At 62.9% G+C, this 14,954-nt stretch carries 13 protein-coding genes, 1 other RNA gene and 1 pseudogene; 6 read left to right on the top strand and 9 right to left on the bottom strand.

What is annotated here, in order from left to right; genetic code table 11:
- Window positions 1–36: 36 nt before the first annotated feature.
- Entirely contained in the window at window positions 37–585 is a 549-nt protein-coding gene (locus C4K27_RS09795) for an adenine phosphoribosyltransferase (RefSeq protein WP_053260285.1), read from the top strand.
- 86 nt (window positions 586–671) lie between these two features.
- On the opposite strand, the pseudogene C4K27_RS09790 reads toward C4K27_RS09795, so the two are convergent.
- From C4K27_RS09790 to dnaX, 5 genes and pseudogenes are all read right to left on the bottom strand, one after another.
- Window positions 672–1,819: pseudogene (locus tag C4K27_RS09790) on the bottom strand (acyl-CoA dehydrogenase family protein).
- 183 nt (window positions 1,820–2,002) lie between these two features.
- Window positions 2,003–2,605: a recombination mediator RecR gene (gene recR, locus C4K27_RS09785; RefSeq protein ID WP_007922386.1), complete on the bottom strand. Its 603-nt coding sequence runs from the start codon at window positions 2,603–2,605 to the stop codon at window positions 2,003–2,005.
- Window positions 2,606–2,670: 65 nt separating this feature from the next.
- Complete coding sequence (locus C4K27_RS09780; RefSeq protein WP_053260284.1) at window positions 2,671–3,705, bottom strand: NADPH-dependent curcumin/dihydrocurcumin reductase; 1,035 nt, start codon at window positions 3,703–3,705, stop codon at window positions 2,671–2,673.
- 177 nt (window positions 3,706–3,882) lie between these two features.
- A complete protein-coding gene (locus C4K27_RS09775; RefSeq protein ID WP_007922383.1) occupies window positions 3,883–4,221 on the bottom strand; it encodes a YbaB/EbfC family nucleoid-associated protein in 339 nt (112 codons plus the stop codon).
- A gap of 66 nt (window positions 4,222–4,287) precedes the next feature.
- Window positions 4,288–6,408: a DNA polymerase III subunit gamma/tau gene (gene dnaX / locus C4K27_RS09770; protein WP_053260283.1), complete on the bottom strand. Its 2,121-nt coding sequence runs from the start codon at window positions 6,406–6,408 to the stop codon at window positions 4,288–4,290.
- 139 nt (window positions 6,409–6,547) lie between these two features.
- Between dnaX and C4K27_RS09765 the strand changes: the two genes are divergently transcribed.
- Window positions 6,548–7,321, top strand: coding sequence for a substrate-binding periplasmic protein (locus tag C4K27_RS09765; RefSeq protein ID WP_053260282.1), 774 nt, complete (start codon window positions 6,548–6,550; stop codon window positions 7,319–7,321).
- Between the two features lie 3 nt (window positions 7,322–7,324).
- Here C4K27_RS09765 and C4K27_RS09760 read toward each other — a convergent pair whose 3' ends face one another.
- Entirely contained in the window at window positions 7,325–9,025 is a 1,701-nt protein-coding gene (locus tag C4K27_RS09760; protein ID WP_053260281.1) for a putative bifunctional diguanylate cyclase/phosphodiesterase, read from the bottom strand.
- A gap of 600 nt (window positions 9,026–9,625) precedes the next feature.
- Here C4K27_RS09760 and C4K27_RS09755 point away from each other — a divergent pair.
- Together C4K27_RS09755 and C4K27_RS09750 are read left to right on the top strand one after the other, a co-directional pair.
- The gene (locus C4K27_RS09755) at window positions 9,626–9,940 is read left to right on the top strand and encodes a helix-turn-helix domain-containing protein (protein ID WP_007922376.1); all 315 of its coding nucleotides are present in this window, start codon (window positions 9,626–9,628) and stop codon (window positions 9,938–9,940) included.
- 142 nt (window positions 9,941–10,082) lie between these two features.
- A complete protein-coding gene (locus C4K27_RS09750; RefSeq protein ID WP_053260280.1) occupies window positions 10,083–10,457 on the top strand; it encodes a VOC family protein in 375 nt (124 codons plus the stop codon).
- Here C4K27_RS09750 and C4K27_RS09745 read toward each other — a convergent pair.
- The gene (locus C4K27_RS09745) at window positions 10,391–11,374 is read right to left on the bottom strand and encodes a DMT family transporter (RefSeq protein ID WP_053260603.1); all 984 of its coding nucleotides are present in this window, start codon (window positions 11,372–11,374) and stop codon (window positions 10,391–10,393) included. The two genes, C4K27_RS09750 and C4K27_RS09745, sit on opposite strands and share 67 nt — an antisense overlap.
- Window positions 11,375–11,476: 102 nt before the next feature.
- On the opposite strand from C4K27_RS09745, the gene C4K27_RS09740 reads away from it, so the two are divergent.
- Window positions 11,477–12,343 (top strand): LysR family transcriptional regulator, encoded by an 867-nt coding sequence (locus C4K27_RS09740; protein WP_053260279.1) that lies wholly within the window; start codon window positions 11,477–11,479, stop codon window positions 12,341–12,343.
- 93 nt (window positions 12,344–12,436) lie between these two features.
- Here the strand turns inward: C4K27_RS09740 and ffs are convergent.
- An RNA gene (ffs, locus tag C4K27_RS09735) (signal recognition particle sRNA small type) lies at window positions 12,437–12,533 on the bottom strand.
- A gap of 649 nt (window positions 12,534–13,182) precedes the next feature.
- Here ffs and C4K27_RS09730 point away from each other — a divergent pair.
- Window positions 13,183–13,569 carry a DUF6124 family protein gene (locus C4K27_RS09730; protein WP_053260278.1) on the top strand — a complete coding sequence of 129 codons (387 nt, stop codon included), beginning with the start codon at window positions 13,183–13,185 and terminating at the stop codon, window positions 13,567–13,569.
- 105 nt (window positions 13,570–13,674) lie between these two features.
- On the opposite strand, the gene C4K27_RS09725 is transcribed toward C4K27_RS09730, so the two are convergent.
- On the bottom strand, window positions 13,675–14,841 hold the full coding sequence (locus C4K27_RS09725) for a zinc-binding metallopeptidase family protein (RefSeq protein ID WP_053260277.1): 1,167 nt from the start codon (window positions 14,839–14,841) through the stop codon (window positions 13,675–13,677).
- Window positions 14,842–14,954: the final 113 nt, after the last annotated feature.

The following is a 14,954-nucleotide window of genomic DNA, read 5'->3' as shown; positions in this document are numbered from 1 at the left end:
CGCGCTCCACTTCATGCCCGCCAGGACACCGCCACGATGGCCTTCGACTCCTTCGACATCAAATCCCTGATCCGCCCAGTCATCGACTTCCCCAAGCCGGGCGTGATCTTCCGTGACATCACTCCCCTGTTCCAATCGCCCAAGGCCTTGCGCCTGGTCGCCGACACCTTTGCCCAGCGTTATGTCGAAGAAGACTTCACTCACGTCGGTGCCATGGATGCCCGCGGCTTCCTGATCGGCTCGATCATCGCCTACCAGCTGAACAAACCGCTGATCCTGTTCCGCAAGCAAGGCAAGCTGCCGGCCGATGTGCTTGCCGAGGGATACCAGACCGAATACGGCGAAGCCTTCCTGGAAGTGCATGCCGACAGCCTGTGCGAAGGCGATTCAGTGCTGATGTTCGATGACCTGATCGCCACCGGCGGTACCTTGATAGCCGCAGCCAACCTGGTGCGCCGCATGGGGGCAACAGTCTACGAGGCCGCCGCCATCATCGACCTGCCTGAGCTGGGCGGCTCGCAACGCCTGCGAGACATGGACATTCCAACCTTCTGCCTGACGCAGTTCTCGTTGAGCGAGCGTTAAATCGCCGCCACTTGGGTTGTCAGGGCCGGCGCTATCGCGAGCAAGCTTCGCTCCTACAGAGATGGCGCCCCACGCCTTCCGCTGGCCTACAACCCCATCTGCTTGCTGATGATTTCGTTCATCACTTCCCGGGTGCCGCCGCCGATGGACAGGATGCGGTTGTCGCGATACAGCCGCTCCACCAGGCTTTCGCGCATGTAACCCAGCCCGCCGAGAATCTGCACGGCATCGTGGGTGATGCGGTCGGCGGTATCGGTGGCGAAGTTCTTGGCCATGGAAATCTCCTTAATCACACTCTGGCCCGCCGCCATCTTCGCCGCCTGGCGATAAGTGAATTCGCGGGACACTTCCAGCGCGGTCGCCATCTCCGCCAGGCGATGCTTGATCACCTGGAACTTGCCGATGGGCTTGCCGAAGGCCTCACGCTCCCGGGCCCACTTCAGGCTCTCTTCCAGCGCCAGCTGAGCGGTCATGTTGGCCATTAGCGCCAGCGCCAGGCGCTCGCTCTGGAAGTTGCCCATGATGCAGGCGAAGCCCATGTTCTCGACCCCGATCAAATGACTGGCCGGCACTCGGCAATCGTCGAAAAACAGCTCGGCGGTATCCGACGCCCACCAGCCCATCTTCTTCAGTTGCCGGCCGACGGTGAATCCCGGTGTGCCCTTGTCGATCAGCAGCAGGCTGATGCCGCCGAAACCGGGCTCGCCGGTACGCACCGCCACGGTGTAGAAATCGGCGCGCACGCCACTGGTGATAAAGGTCTTGCTGCCGCTGACACGGTAGAAGTCGCCGTCACGCAGCGCCCGGGTCTGCAGATTGGCCACGTCCGAACCGCCGCCGGGCTCGGTGACCGCCAGGGCGCTGATCTTCTCCCCCGCCAGTACCTGTGGCACCACCCGCTCGCGAACCTCAGGCCGCGCCCATTTGACGATCGGCGGCAAACCGATGTCCAGCGAACCCAGGCCCGCCACCAGGCCGCCGGAGCCACAGCGCATCAGCTCCTCGCTGGCGGCGATCTTGGCGAACAGGTCGCCCTCGTGACTACCCCCAGGGCCTCGGGATAGCCGATACCGAGGATGCCGGCTGCGCCAGCCTTGAGGTACAGCTCGCGGGGGAAGCCTTGCGCCTCCTCCCACTGATCGATGTCCGGGAGGATTTCCCGCTCGACGAAACGTCGAACGCTGTCGCGGACCAACTGATGGCTAGGGTCGAAGTATTCCTGGCAGGCAGACATCGGCAAGCTCCTCTGAAGGTTGAGGAAACTTACCTAGCGCTTGCTTGGTTTTCAAGAAGGACCGCACGAAACGCCCTGCAGGAGCCAGCTTGCTGGCGATGCAGGCGACGCGGCGCGCCAGGTCGGGCGGCCATCGCGAGCAAGCTCGCTCCTACAGTAGTTTTTTGCTCACAGCCGAAACACTTACAGCGCGATCGGCTTGCGCCCGGCAAACGAGTGCGCCAGGGTGCCGCCGTCCACCAGTTCCAGCTCGCCACCCAGGGGCACGCCATGGGCGATACGCGAGGTGATCAGGCCTTTGTTGGTCAATAGCTGGGCAATGTAATGGGCGGTCGCCTCGCCTTCCACCGTCGGGTTGGTGGCCAGGATCACCTCGGTGAAACTGCCTTGCTCTTCGATCCGCGCCAGCAGCTGGGGAATGCCGATGGCTTCCGGGCCCAGGCCGTCGAGAGGCGACAGGTGGCCTTTGAGCACGAAATAGCGACCGCGATAACCGGTCTGCTCCACCGCGTAGACATCCATCGGCCCTTCGACCACGCACAACAGCGTGTCGTCGCGCCGTGGATCGGCGCATTGCGGGCACAGGTCGTCCTCGGTCAGGGTGCGGCACAGGCGGCAGTGGCCGACGCCCTCCATGGCCTGACTCAGCGCCTGGGCCAATCGCGTACCGCCGCTGCGGTCGCGCTCCAGCAGCTGCAAGGCCATGCGCTGGGCGGTTTTCTGACCCACGCCCGGCAAAGTGCGCAGGGCATCGATCAGTTGGCGAATCAGGGGGCTGAAGCTCATGGGTAAAGGTCCGACAAAACGACGAGACGCGGTTTATACCCGCGCCTCCGATTAGCGTCAAATGCTCAGTCCGGGGCGACCCGCACCACCAGCTTGCCGAAGTTGCGCCCTTCCAGCAGCCCGATGAAGGCTTGCGGCGCGTGCTCCAGGCCGTCTACCACATCCTCCTTGAACTTGACCTTGCCCTGCAGCACCCAGGGCGCCATGGCGCTGACAAACTCCGGCTGCCGATCGCCGTAGTCGTCGAACACGATAAACCCCTGGATGCGCACGCGCTTGGTCAACAGCTGACGCTGCAACAGTGGCAAGCGATCAGGTCCTGGCGGCAACTCCTGAGCGTTGTACTGGGCGATCAGCCCGCACAGCGGAATCCGCGCCTTGGGGTTGAGCAACGGCAGCACCGCATCGAACACTTTGCCGCCGACGTTTTCAAAGTAGATGTCCACGCCCTCGGAGCAGGCCTGCGCCAGCTGGTCGGCAAAATTCGGGCTGTGGTGGTCGATACAGGCATCGAACCCCAGCTCCTCGACCACATAGCGGCACTTGTCGGCACCGCCCGCCACACCGACCGCCCGCAGCCCCTTGATCTTGGCCACCTGCCCCACCACCGAGCCCACGGCGCCCGACGCCGCGGCCACCACCAGGGTTTCCCCGGCCTTGGGCTGGCCGATGTCCATCAGGCCCATGTAGGCGGTCATGCCCGGCATACCCAGCACGCCCAGGGCCATCGAAGGGCTGGGCAAACCCGCCGGCATCGGTATCAGGTTACGCCCGTCGCAAATGCTGTGGCTCTGCCATCCGGTGGCGCCCACCACCAGGTCGCCCTCCTGGAATTTCGGATTCAGCGAGCGCTCGACCCGGCTCACCGCGCCGCCGGTCATCACTTCGTTGATTTGCACCGGGGCGGCGTAGGACGGCGCATCACTCATGCGTCCGCGCATATAAGGGTCCAGCGACAGGTAAAGGGTCTTGAGCAGCACCTGGCCATCCGCCAGGTCCGGCAGCGCCACCCGCTCCAGGCGGAAGTTTTCCGGCACGGGCGCGCCCTGGGGCCGGGAGGCCAGAACAATGCGCTGGTTGAGGGTCAATGCTTGCGACATCAGAGCAACTCCTTATCGAGAATTGAATCGGGCCATACAGAGTGCAGACCATCGTACTGCGATCGGCGTTCGATGTTTCTCCTACCCTCACCTGCGGCAGCGGCTACAGGCGCCACAAACAAAAATGCCAGGCGCGATGCCTGGCATTTTCAAGTCCAACCGATGCGCGGGTGCGAATCAGAACGGCAGCTTCATACCTGGTGGCAGTTGCATGCCAGCGGTCACGCCGGACATCTTGTCCTGGCTGTTGGCTTCGATCTTGCGCACGGCGTCGTTGACGGCGGCGGCGAACAGATCTTCCAGCACTTCGCGGTCATCTTCGCTGACGCCTTCCAGCAGGCTTGGGTCGATGCTCACGCGCTTGATATCGTGACGACCGGTCATGACCACGGTGACCATATCGCCACCCGCCTTGCCGGTGACTTCGGCGTTGGCCAGCTCTTCCTGCATCTTGGCCATCTTTTCCTGCATCTGCTGCGCCTGCTTCATCAGGCCGGCCATGCCACCTTTCATCATGGGAATCACCTCAAAGTACTTGGATAAAAACAGCGCCCGGCCTCAAGGCCCGGCGCCCTTCAGTTATTAACCCTGGCTGACCAGGGCCTCGACAGGTTCAATAGTATCGTGACGGACCACCGCGCCGAACTCCCGCACCATCTGCTGGATGAACGGATCGCCGTGGATCGACTCCTCGGCCTCGCGCTGGCGATTGGCCCGGCGGCGCGACGCGGCCTGGGCCGGGGTCTCCTGCTCGGGCTTGATCAGCTCGATGCTCACCGTCAGCGTGCGCTGGTGGTACTGGTTCAGGGCGTCGTTCAGGCGCCGCTGCTGGGTGGCGTTGAACAGGGCGCTGTGGGCCGGGTCCAGGTGCAGCAACCAGTTGTCGCCCTCGGCGGCGATCAAGGTGCAGTTGGCGGCAATGCTCGCCGTCATCCCGGAAATCGGCAGCTTCGGGAACAGCTCCAGCCACTCCAGCGCCAGGCCGGTGGCCGGCTGGGCGGCTGGCAACGGCTCGGGTTCCGGCTCGGGATCGGCGGCGTGCTCGCTGGCCAGTTCGTCCAGGTAGCTGTAGGCCGAATCCATGTCCGGCTCGATGTAGTCTTCGTCCAGCGGCGGCTCGTCGTCCAGGTCTATCCCCGGTGTCGCGGCATCGACCTCGGCAACGCTGGGCTCCGGCACCGGGGCGCTGACCCATTCCGGCGCATCCGGCACCACGCTGTCCGGGGTCGGGGTCGGCATCGGAGTCAGCTCAGGCTGCTGCGCGGCGGTCTCCAGCACGGGCTCGACGGCCGGTTGCTGCGCGACGACCGGTTCGACCGGGTCGTTCCACGGCAGGTCGACCACCTCTTCGGCGACGACAGGCGCTGCCTCTGGCGGCGTCTCGACCACAGGTTGCGGTGCAGGCGCCACCGGCGCCGCAGAAACAGGTGCAGGCGTTGCGACCGGGGCTGTGGCAGGTACGGCCACGGGAGTGGCCTCGACCACCGGCGCCACAACCGGCGCGGCGGCGGCAACTACCGGCGCAGCAACGGCTGCGCCAGCCACGGATTGGGCGGAATCAACTGTGGCCTGGCTGATCCCCACTGGCTTTAGCGGCTGTCTCGGCGCGTCTGCCGAGTCCGCTGGCCGGAAGGCCAGCATCCGCAGCAGGACCATCTCGAAACCACCGCGCGGGTCCGGCGCCAGCGGCAAGTCGCGCCGGCCGATCAGGCCCATCTGGTAATAGAACTGCACATCTTCGGCCGGCAACGCCTGGGCCAAAGCCAGCACCCGATCGCGGTCGCCATGACCGTTGTCGACACCGTCCGGCAAGGCCTGGGCAATGGCCACACGGTGCAGGACATTGAGAATCTCCGACAGCACGCCGTTCCAGTCCGGGCCCTGTTCAGCCAGGTGGCGCACGGCCTCCAGCAAGGCCTTGGCATCGCCGTCGATCAGCGCATGCAGGACATCGTAGACCTGACCGTGATCGAGGGTGCCGAGCATCGCCCGCACATCGGCGGCCATGACCTTGCCTTCGCCGAAGGCGATGGCCTGGTCGGTGAGGCTCATGGCATCGCGCATCGAACCGTCGGCGGCGCGGCCCAACAGCCACAGCGCGTCGTCTTCGAACGGCACGTTCTCGACGCCCAGCACGTGAGTCAGGTGCTCGACCACTCGCTCCGGGGTCATGTTCTTCAGGGAGAACTGCAGGCAGCGCGAAAGAATCGTTGCCGGAAGTTTCTGCGGGTCGGTGGTCGCCAGAATGAATTTGACGTAGGGCGGCGGCTCTTCCAGGGTCTTCAACAAGGCGTTGAACGAGTGGCTGGACAGCATGTGCACTTCGTCGATCAGGTAGACCTTGAAGCGCCCGCGGCTCGGGGCATATTGCACGTTGTCCAGCAGCTCGCGCGTGTCCTCGACCTTGGTCCGGCTCGCGGCGTCGATCTCGATCAGGTCGACGAAACGCCCTTCGTCGATCTCGCGGCATACCGAACAGGTGCCGCAGGGCGTGGAAGTAATGCCTGTTTCACAGTTCAGGCATTTGGCAATGATCCGCGCGATGGTGGTCTTGCCCACCCCGCGGGTGCCGGTAAACAGATAGGCATGGTGCAGCCGCTGGCTGTCCAAGGCATTGATCAGAGCCTTGAGCACATGGGTCTGGCCGACCATTTCGCGGAACGAGCGCGGACGCCATTTACGTGCAAGAACCTGATAACTCATCGAAAACCGTCGCAACTGGGAAGCGGAAGCCCGTAATGCTAGCGGAGCAAGGGCGAAATTGCATCCGGTGCGCTCGTCTAATCTGGCTAAGCTGCTCTTTGTCGGGCTCGTCAGTGACCTTTTCCTGCGTGGAGACTCTATGCGTTTAGCCTTGGGCGCCTTTCTGCTGGTTGCCATGAATGGTTTTGCCGCAGAACCGGCCCTGCGCTTCTCGATCCCCGACAGCTGGGCCATGCCCGTGGTACAGATCGAACGTGGCCGGCCCACCCAGGGCATTCTCCACGACCTGATGGCCAGCCTCGCCACCCAGGTTGGCAACCCGGCCGAATTCCATGTTCTGGCCCGGGCCCGCGTACAAGCAGCCATGGATCATGGGGAAATCGATATCCGCTGCTATGCCGCCCAGTCCTGGCTGTCCAACCCGTCCGGCGATTACATCTGGAGCATCCCGCTGTTCGTCCAGCGCGACCTGCTGATCAGCCGCGAGCAGCCCCCGCTCCCGGTCATTCCCAGGGACCTGCCGGCGCAGCCCATCGGCACCGTCCTCAGCTACACCTACCCTTCCCTGCAACCCTTGTTCGACAGCCGCCAGTTGATCCGCGACGACGCGCGCAACCAGGAACAGGTGCTGCAAAAACTCTGGGCCGGCCGCTACCGCTACGCGGTGAGCAACCAATGGACGCTGGACTGGTTCAATCAGACCCTGCCACCCGACCAGCAGTTGCACGGCGTGGCCATCCTCCAGGAACAAGCGGTCGGCTGCGTCATCCGCAACGATCCGGCGCTACCGGTGCAACGAGTGCTACGCACCTTGTTGCGCATGAAGATGTCAGGAGAAATCGACGACATCATCGGCCTGTACACCGGCCGCAGGCCGACCGAGAGCGTCCCGCAAAGCTATGGGGCGCCGTAGCTGTCAGCCGGCTTCGTCCTGCGGACACCACTCCAGCGGCGGCAGGAAGGTCGCCACCCAGCCCGGCACCTCGCTGGCCGGCATGGGCGGGGCGATGAAATAACCTTGCGCCACGTCGCAGCCCAGCGACATCAGCAACTCGCCGTGCTCCATGGTTTCCAGGCCTTCGGCCACTACCTGCCGGTCAAACGCCCGGGCCAGGCCGATCAGGGCCTGGGTCAGCGCCAGATCGCCCTTGTCGTGCAGCATGTCGCGCACGAACATGCGGTCGATCTTGATGGTCTGGGTGCGCAAGCGCTTGAGGTAGCTCAGCGACGAATGCCCGGTGCCGAAATCCCCCAGGGAGAATTGCACGCCCAGCGCCTGGCAGGCCTCGAGGCAAGCGCTGACGTGCTGGAGATTCTCCACCGCCACCGCCTCGACGATTTCCAGGTCCAGCAACTGCGGGGCAATCTGCGGATGGCGCTCGAGCACCGCCTTGAGCCGGTCGACGAAATCCCCCCGCTGGAAATGCCGCGCGGCGATATTGACACTGATCGGCCAACGCTGTCCGGCCAACTGCCATTGCCGCAACTGGGCCATGACCTGCTCCATCACCCACTCGCCGATATCGACGATCAGGTCGGTCTCCTCCACCAGCGGCAGGAACTCCCGAGGCGCAACCATGCCCCGCTGCGGATGCTGCCAACGCAGCAACGCCTCGAAACCCACCACCTCGCCGCTGCGCATGTTGACCTTGGGCTGAAAGTGCAGGCACAGCTCGCCGGCCGCCAGCGCCTGCCGGACTCGCTCCACTGTCTGGTGGGTGGCCTTGACCTCGCGGTCCCGCGACACATCGAACAAGTGGAAGCGATTGCGCCCGCTCTGCTTGGCCACGTACATCGCCTGGTCGGCATGCCGCAGCAAGGTGTCGGCATCATCGTTATCGGCGGGAAACAGCGTGACGCCGATGCTGGCGCAGACATTGATCTCCTTGTCCTGGATCAGATAAGGCGTGGCGATCACCCCCAGCACCCGGTGCAGCGCCGCCCGCAACTCGCGAATGTCACGCACATGACGCAGGATCAGCACGAACTCGTCCCCGGCCAGCCGCGCCACCACATCTTCGCCGCGAATGATCGAGCGCAGGCGTGCCGCTACCTCCACCAATAACAGATCGCCACTGGCATGCCCGTAGCCATCGTTGACCGCCTTGAAGCCGTCGAGATCGAGCATGCACACCGCCAGCGCAATGTTCTCCTTACGCGAGTAGTCCAGCGCCTGGTTGAGCAGGTCGGATAGAAAGGAACGGTTGGGCAAACCGGTCAGCACATCGTGCCCGACCCGCCATTGCAGCGAGTGCAACAAGCGCCGTTTTTCGCTGATATCGAAACGGATCGCCACATAACGCTGGACCCGACCAGTGGCCTCATCGAGCAAGGGCACGACAGTGCTGTCGACCCAATACAAGGTCCCATCCTTGGCCCGGTTGCAGATCTCGCCCTTCCAGACCTGGCCCAGGGCAATGGTGCGCCACATGCTGCTGAAAAATTCGGGAGGGTGCAGGCCGGAGCCGAGGATCCGGTGATTGGCGCCCAGCAGCTCTTCACGGCTGTAGCCGGAAATCGAACAGAACTGGTCGTTGACGTAAGTGATCCGGCCGGTCAGGTCGGTCTCGGAAAAAATGGCGGCTGCGTCCACGGCCCTGCGGTATTTCTCATCCATGAGTCTGGCTCACTGTCGCTAGCGGTTGAACCGCTCGACCAAGGCACGAGGCCCGGAAGAGATGTTTGGGCGTTCATCCTCACTCACTTCGCAAACCCAGGCAGGCTTAGGCTGCTGGTCCGAAGGTATCTGCTGAACAGAGGTGACCGGCACATTCAGACGCACGTTAAAACTCCATAGACAGCATTCGACAATGCCAGCCCAGACAAGCCGGCAAGAGGCCGACCGAGGAAAATGGCGCACCGTCTCGCCCCACCTGACGCAATTGCAACCGTACAGCGATCGGCACCGTCATTGACCTTCGAATCGACGAAGATCAACTAAAATCAGTCAGGGATCAGCCGAATTTGGCGGGTGGGACACTGGCAATCATCAGCGAGACGTTCGCGCCTGCGCCATACCCTCGATTCTGGTGAACAAGGAAAATGCAATGAGTTCTTGTTTCATCAGTTCATCTTCTGAAACTAGATCACCAAATGCCTGTCCGAAGCGTCGATTCTACGAATTGCATCACATTTTGCAAGGCAAGGTGATGAATCATGGCGTTGCCTAATGCAAAGATTTATCGTTAAGTTCTTGATTCTAAATGGGAATTGAGCGATGCAAATTTCAAGTTTGGGTCCAGCCATCAGGCGTTACCGCAAGGTAGCGGGGCTTACTCAGGCTGAACTAGGCGAAAAAACCGGTTTTGACCCTAAAACCATCAGCCGCTTCGAAACCGGCACCTACACCCCCAGTGTGGAAGCCCTGTTCCTGCTGGCCGATGTACTCGGGGTGAAGCTGAAAGCCTTTTTCGCAGATCTGGGCGACGAAGACGAACAGCGGGCGTATCTGTTCGGTGTCATTCACAAAGCCACCCCGAAGGACCTGGGAAAGCTGATAGCAGCGGTAGACCTGGCCTTGTCCAAGCCTTAGAGCCGAGCAACACGCAGAGGAGGCAGATCTATCGAAGCCGATAGCCTGCCTCCTCTTTATTTCCCCCAGATGACTCCTGACAGGAACTGACAGCGGCGCCCCTTAAGCTGGCGTGCGCAGCCCAACCTCTCCAGGAGTCCAGATGATCGCTACCGGCACTTACCTTCTGCTTTACGTCGACAGCCCCGCCACCAGCGCCAACTTTTACAGCCGCCTGCTGGACAGGCCACCGGTCGAGCTGTCGCCGACCTTTGCCCTGTTCATTCTTGATTCGGGGCTTAAGCTCGGCCTCTGGTCCAGACAGGATGTCGAGCCAGCCACCCAAGTCACCGGTGGTGGCGGCGAACTGGCCCTGGCCGTGGCCGATAAGCAGACCGTCGACCTGCTGCACGGCCAATGGGCCGAATCCGGCGTGAACATTGCCCAGGCCCCGACCACCCTGGACTTCGGCTACACCTTCGTCGCCCTGGACCCGGACGAGCATCGGCTCAGGGTGTTTTGCCTCACCCCGGAGTGAACAGGAGCCATGCCGATAGTGCCCGGCAGTACGGAGCGGCGCCGCGCCCAGCGCCCCTCCAGCTGCATCGCCATTACGCTGCCGAGGACGATCGCCGCCCCCACGATCACCGCGCCATGCACCCGTTCATGCAGGACCAGCGCCGCCAGCAGCATGGCGATCGGCGGTATCAGGTACATGGCGATGGATGCGCGGCTGACTTCGACCCGCGCCAGCACATAGGCCCACGCCAGGTAAGCCAACGCACTGGGAAACAGCCCCAGCAGCAATACCGCCAGGTTCACCCGCCACGGCGCCTGGACCACCGCGACCGCCAGCCCCGGCCAATACAGGCTCAACAGCAAGGTGCCGGCCCAGACCATGTAGCACACGGTGGTCAGCGGGTCGTAACGCCCCGAATAGCGCCGCTGCAAAACGAAGTACAGCCCCCAGGAGAAGGCCGCCAGCAGCACCAGCAATCCGCGGGGCTCGATCGACGCCACGCCCTGGTCGCCCCAGACCACCACGACCGCCCCCAGCAACCCCAGCCCAACACACCCCCAGCGCCAGCCGCTGACCGGCTCTCTCAACCAGAAAAACGCAATCAGGGTGCTGAAGATCGGTGCCGACTGCGCCAGCACACTGGATGCCCCCGCGCTCAAACCCTGCTGGCCATAGTTGAGGCTGACGTGATGCAGGGCGATGGCGAAAAAGCCCAGCACCAGCAACCAGGGCAGATCGCGCCAGTGCGGTAGGGAGATTCTTTTCACCAGGGCGATTGCCCCCATGAACAGCGAGGCAATCAGAAAGCGCAGTAACGCCAGATGGCCAGGCTCGTAGCCTTCCAGCCCAATGTGGATACCCACCGGGGAGTAGGCCCAACACAGAATGACCGCGGCGGTCGCCAGGACCAGCTTCAACGCAGGAGAGATGTTCAAGACACAGGCACTCGGCAGCACAAGAAAGGCCTTCAGTCTCCCGCCCGCCACAACTCACCACAATTAACGGATACTGAGACCAGACCTCACTGGAAATGAGCAATGGAACTGAGCCAACTGAAAATGGTGAAAGCGGTCGCCCGCACCGGCAGCATTGCCCGAGCGGCCGAACAACTGCATTGCGTGCCCTCCAACATCACCAACCGCCTCAAGCAACTGGAAGGCGAGCTGGGCACCCGCCTGTTTATCCGTGCCGGCCGCGGGCTGAAAATCAGTCCGGACGGGGAAATTTTTCTCGGCTACAGCGAGCGCATCCTGGCCCTGGTGGATGAGGCCAAACGGGCGGTCGACCGCAAGGCCGAACCCAGCGGCATTCTGCGCATCGGCGCCATCGAATCCTGCGCCGGCGGGCGCTTGCCGCCCCTGCTGGCGGAATTCCATCAGCGCTTTCCACAGGTCACTCTGGAGCTGGTAACCGGCACCTGGTCGCAGCTGTTCGAGGAACTGCAACATCACCGGATCGATGGCGCACTGGTCGCGGTCGACACCCTCCCCCCGAAACTGGAGCGCACCGCCCTCTACAACGAGCCACTGGTGCTGGTTACCAGCGCAGACGCCGCGCCCGTGCTGAACCCGCGAGACCTGCAAGACCAGACCCTGTTCATGTGGCCCGGCGGCTGCCCTTACCGCCGCGCCCTGGAGCACTGGCTGAACGCCCATGACGTGACCGCGACCCTCATCGGCTATGCCAGCTGGGGCACCATCATCGACTGCGTCAGTGCTGGCGCCGGCATGACCCTGGCCCCGGAAGGCGTGCTCGACCGCTACACCCTGTCCACGGGGCTGGCACGCTACCGCTTCGCCGACCTGCAGCCGATCGACATTCGCTTTGTCTGGAACAAGGAAATACAACGCCACACCGCACGGGACGCGTTTGCGCAGTTGTTGCAGGAACGATTGGGGAAATGAAACGAGCGACCGGCGAGAGGCCAGATCAGGATAAAACAGAGGGGAGAATTCAGAATATTCGTCGAGGACCGACAGAAGGCGTTATGGAGGCAACCCCACCAGCCACACCCCGGCACACAATGTCACCGCTGCGGCTGCTCCCTTCCAGGCCTGACCGGGTTCACGGCTGATCGTTGCGAGGGGACCAATGGGGTCACCATAACGACGCTCACCTGACGGCGAGCCGCGCCATTGTACCTATCTGCGGCGAAGTTACAACCGCTGTGTAGTGATTAAAAAATCTGAGCGGCTTCAAGTACTTGGATCGTTACCCCGCTCGTTTGCCGATTCCTGTAGCCGCTGCCGCAGGCTGCGCTCGACTGCGAAGCAGTTGCCAACCATGTGTCGAGCAGCAACGAAATACCCTGTTGTCCGCCATTGCGGCCGCTGCGCGACCGATCGCAGCCTGCGGCAGCGGCTACAGGGACCGCGCAAGAGCGAGATGGCAGTTTTGCGACGAGCCGGCAGTCGATTTTTCGCTTTGTTTTGTAAGGGGTTTCCTAGAAACTCTGGAACGCCTTTGGGCGGGTTGTACCCCTGAATTTGATCGGGCAGTCTGCGGGGGTCGTTGCAGTTTCAACGACCCGGATGTGGAAGTCTGGAGCTAAGGACGTACAACCCTATCAACAAGCACGGGCGCCTCATGGCACTGGTGAACTTGTTCTATGGCGGCTGTGCGTGGGGCACCTTCGGGTGCGCCGGATTCCTTTAGCTCCGGTCTTCCACACCTACGCACGGCTGCCACCCCTCATGTGGAAGTGAGATTTGGCAGTTCCTTAAATGCTAAAGGAATCGCACACATGAAAAAGCTCGTCCCCGACCCACCCTTCACTGCCCCGCGCCGACTACGCGATCCAGAACTGGATGCAGCGAATGCCTCCCTGCTCCTGTCGCTCCATGACCAGAAACAACCGCTGCTGGCACAACTGCAAGAAACCCGCAGCCAGCCGTTCGGCCTGCGCGACGCCCAGCAACACCCGCTGTTCGCGGTGCAGGCCGGGGTGAATGCCGAAGAAGCCTTGATGCATGTCTCGCTGCTGCTCAAATGCGCCGAAGAAGTCTCGGATGAAATCACCGAACAGGGCAGCGGCATCGAACGCGGGCTGATCTGGTCCATGGTGCATTCCGTGGAGATGGCTCGCGCGGTGGTCGATGCCTTGCTCGATGGCGTGCGCACCAGCCGCTGATCGCGATCCAGGGGCTTGCTTGCGATGCAGGCGACGCGGTCCGGAAGCAGACCGTGGGGATGCCATCGCGAGCAAGCTTCGCTCCCATAGAAGCAGTCGGCAGTGTCAGGCTTGTTCGAGTGCTGCGTCGGCCTTGCCGCCGGCTTGCTGGATCACCAGGTGGATGAAGTGCAGCTTGGCAATCACCGCCGGCAGCAGGATGAAGGGATAGAAATCCGGCTGGCCCATGCTGCGTGACAGTTCGTTGAGCATGCCCGCCAGTTCGATCCAGGCGTTAACAAAAGAGAGGAACGCCGGGCCGCCAGGGTGATGCGGGTCATACAGGGTATCGAGTGGGAACGGCTGGTAGTCGAAGTCCATTTCCCGGGCGCTCATGCCGAAGCCCAGCGCAGTGTCGACCGCGTCCATCATGTGCAGGTAGTGGGCCCAGGTTTCCGCCCAGTCTTCCCAGGGATGCATGGTGGCGTAGGCGCTGACGCAGGTCTGCGACCAATCGTTCGGCGCGCCCTGTTGGTAATGCCGCTCCAGGGCTTCGGCGTAGCTCGCGCGTTCGTCGCCGAACAGCGCGCGACAGGGTTCCAGCCAATGGCTGCCTGCGATCAGGCGATCCCAGTAGTAATGCCCCACCTCATGCCGGAAGTGACCGAGCAAGGTGCGATAGGGTTCGCGCATCTGCACCCGCACCTGCTCGCGATACGCATCGTCGGCCTCCTTGATGTCGAGGGTGATCAGGCCGTTGGCGTGGCCGGTCATCGGCACCCTGCCCTGCAGATCGATGCCGACAAAATCAAAAGCCAGGCCGGCCTCTTCATCCTCGGCCTTGGCGATCAGCGGCAAGCCCAGGCTCACCAATTGCGCCACCAGGCGGCGCTTGGCGATTTCCACCATGCGCCAGCGCTCGGGGTTTTCCGGTACGCCAAGATCGGGAATGGTCCGGTTCAACCTGCACGCCACACACAAGGTGCCGGCACCATTCGCAGGCAGCAGCCAGTTGCAGGCCGCCGGGGTATCGAGGTTGGCACAGCGCCGGAACAGTCCCGCTTGCGGATCGACGTCCAGCCGCCAGGTATCGGCCTCCGGCCCTGGCTGCAGCGACGACAAGCGACTCTGCTCAGGCTGATAACCCAAGGCCGCCGAACAGGCCAGGCACTGACTGTTACGAAAGAACAGCGACTGTCCGCAACGACACGGCCAGACCTTGCTGTTGCGGCTGCCCTCGCGGACAAAGGGTGCGGCGATACGGGAACTGAGCTGTTCGAAGAAGCGGTACATGGCGATCTCTCCCTGGGCGTGCCAAGACTAGATCATATGGACGAGATGATCGTTCCATCGCCTTCAGGGCGTTCCTGCCGGGGGAACGCCATTCCATGTAGCCGCTGCCGCAG

Origin of the sequence: Pseudomonas chlororaphis subsp. chlororaphis (assembly GCF_003945765.1) — a bacterium.
In the GTDB taxonomy this organism is placed as follows: domain Bacteria; phylum Pseudomonadota; class Gammaproteobacteria; order Pseudomonadales; family Pseudomonadaceae; genus Aquipseudomonas; species Aquipseudomonas chlororaphis.
Note: the sequence above shows the minus strand (reverse complement) of the source record. Positions and strands in the feature narration are given on the sequence as shown.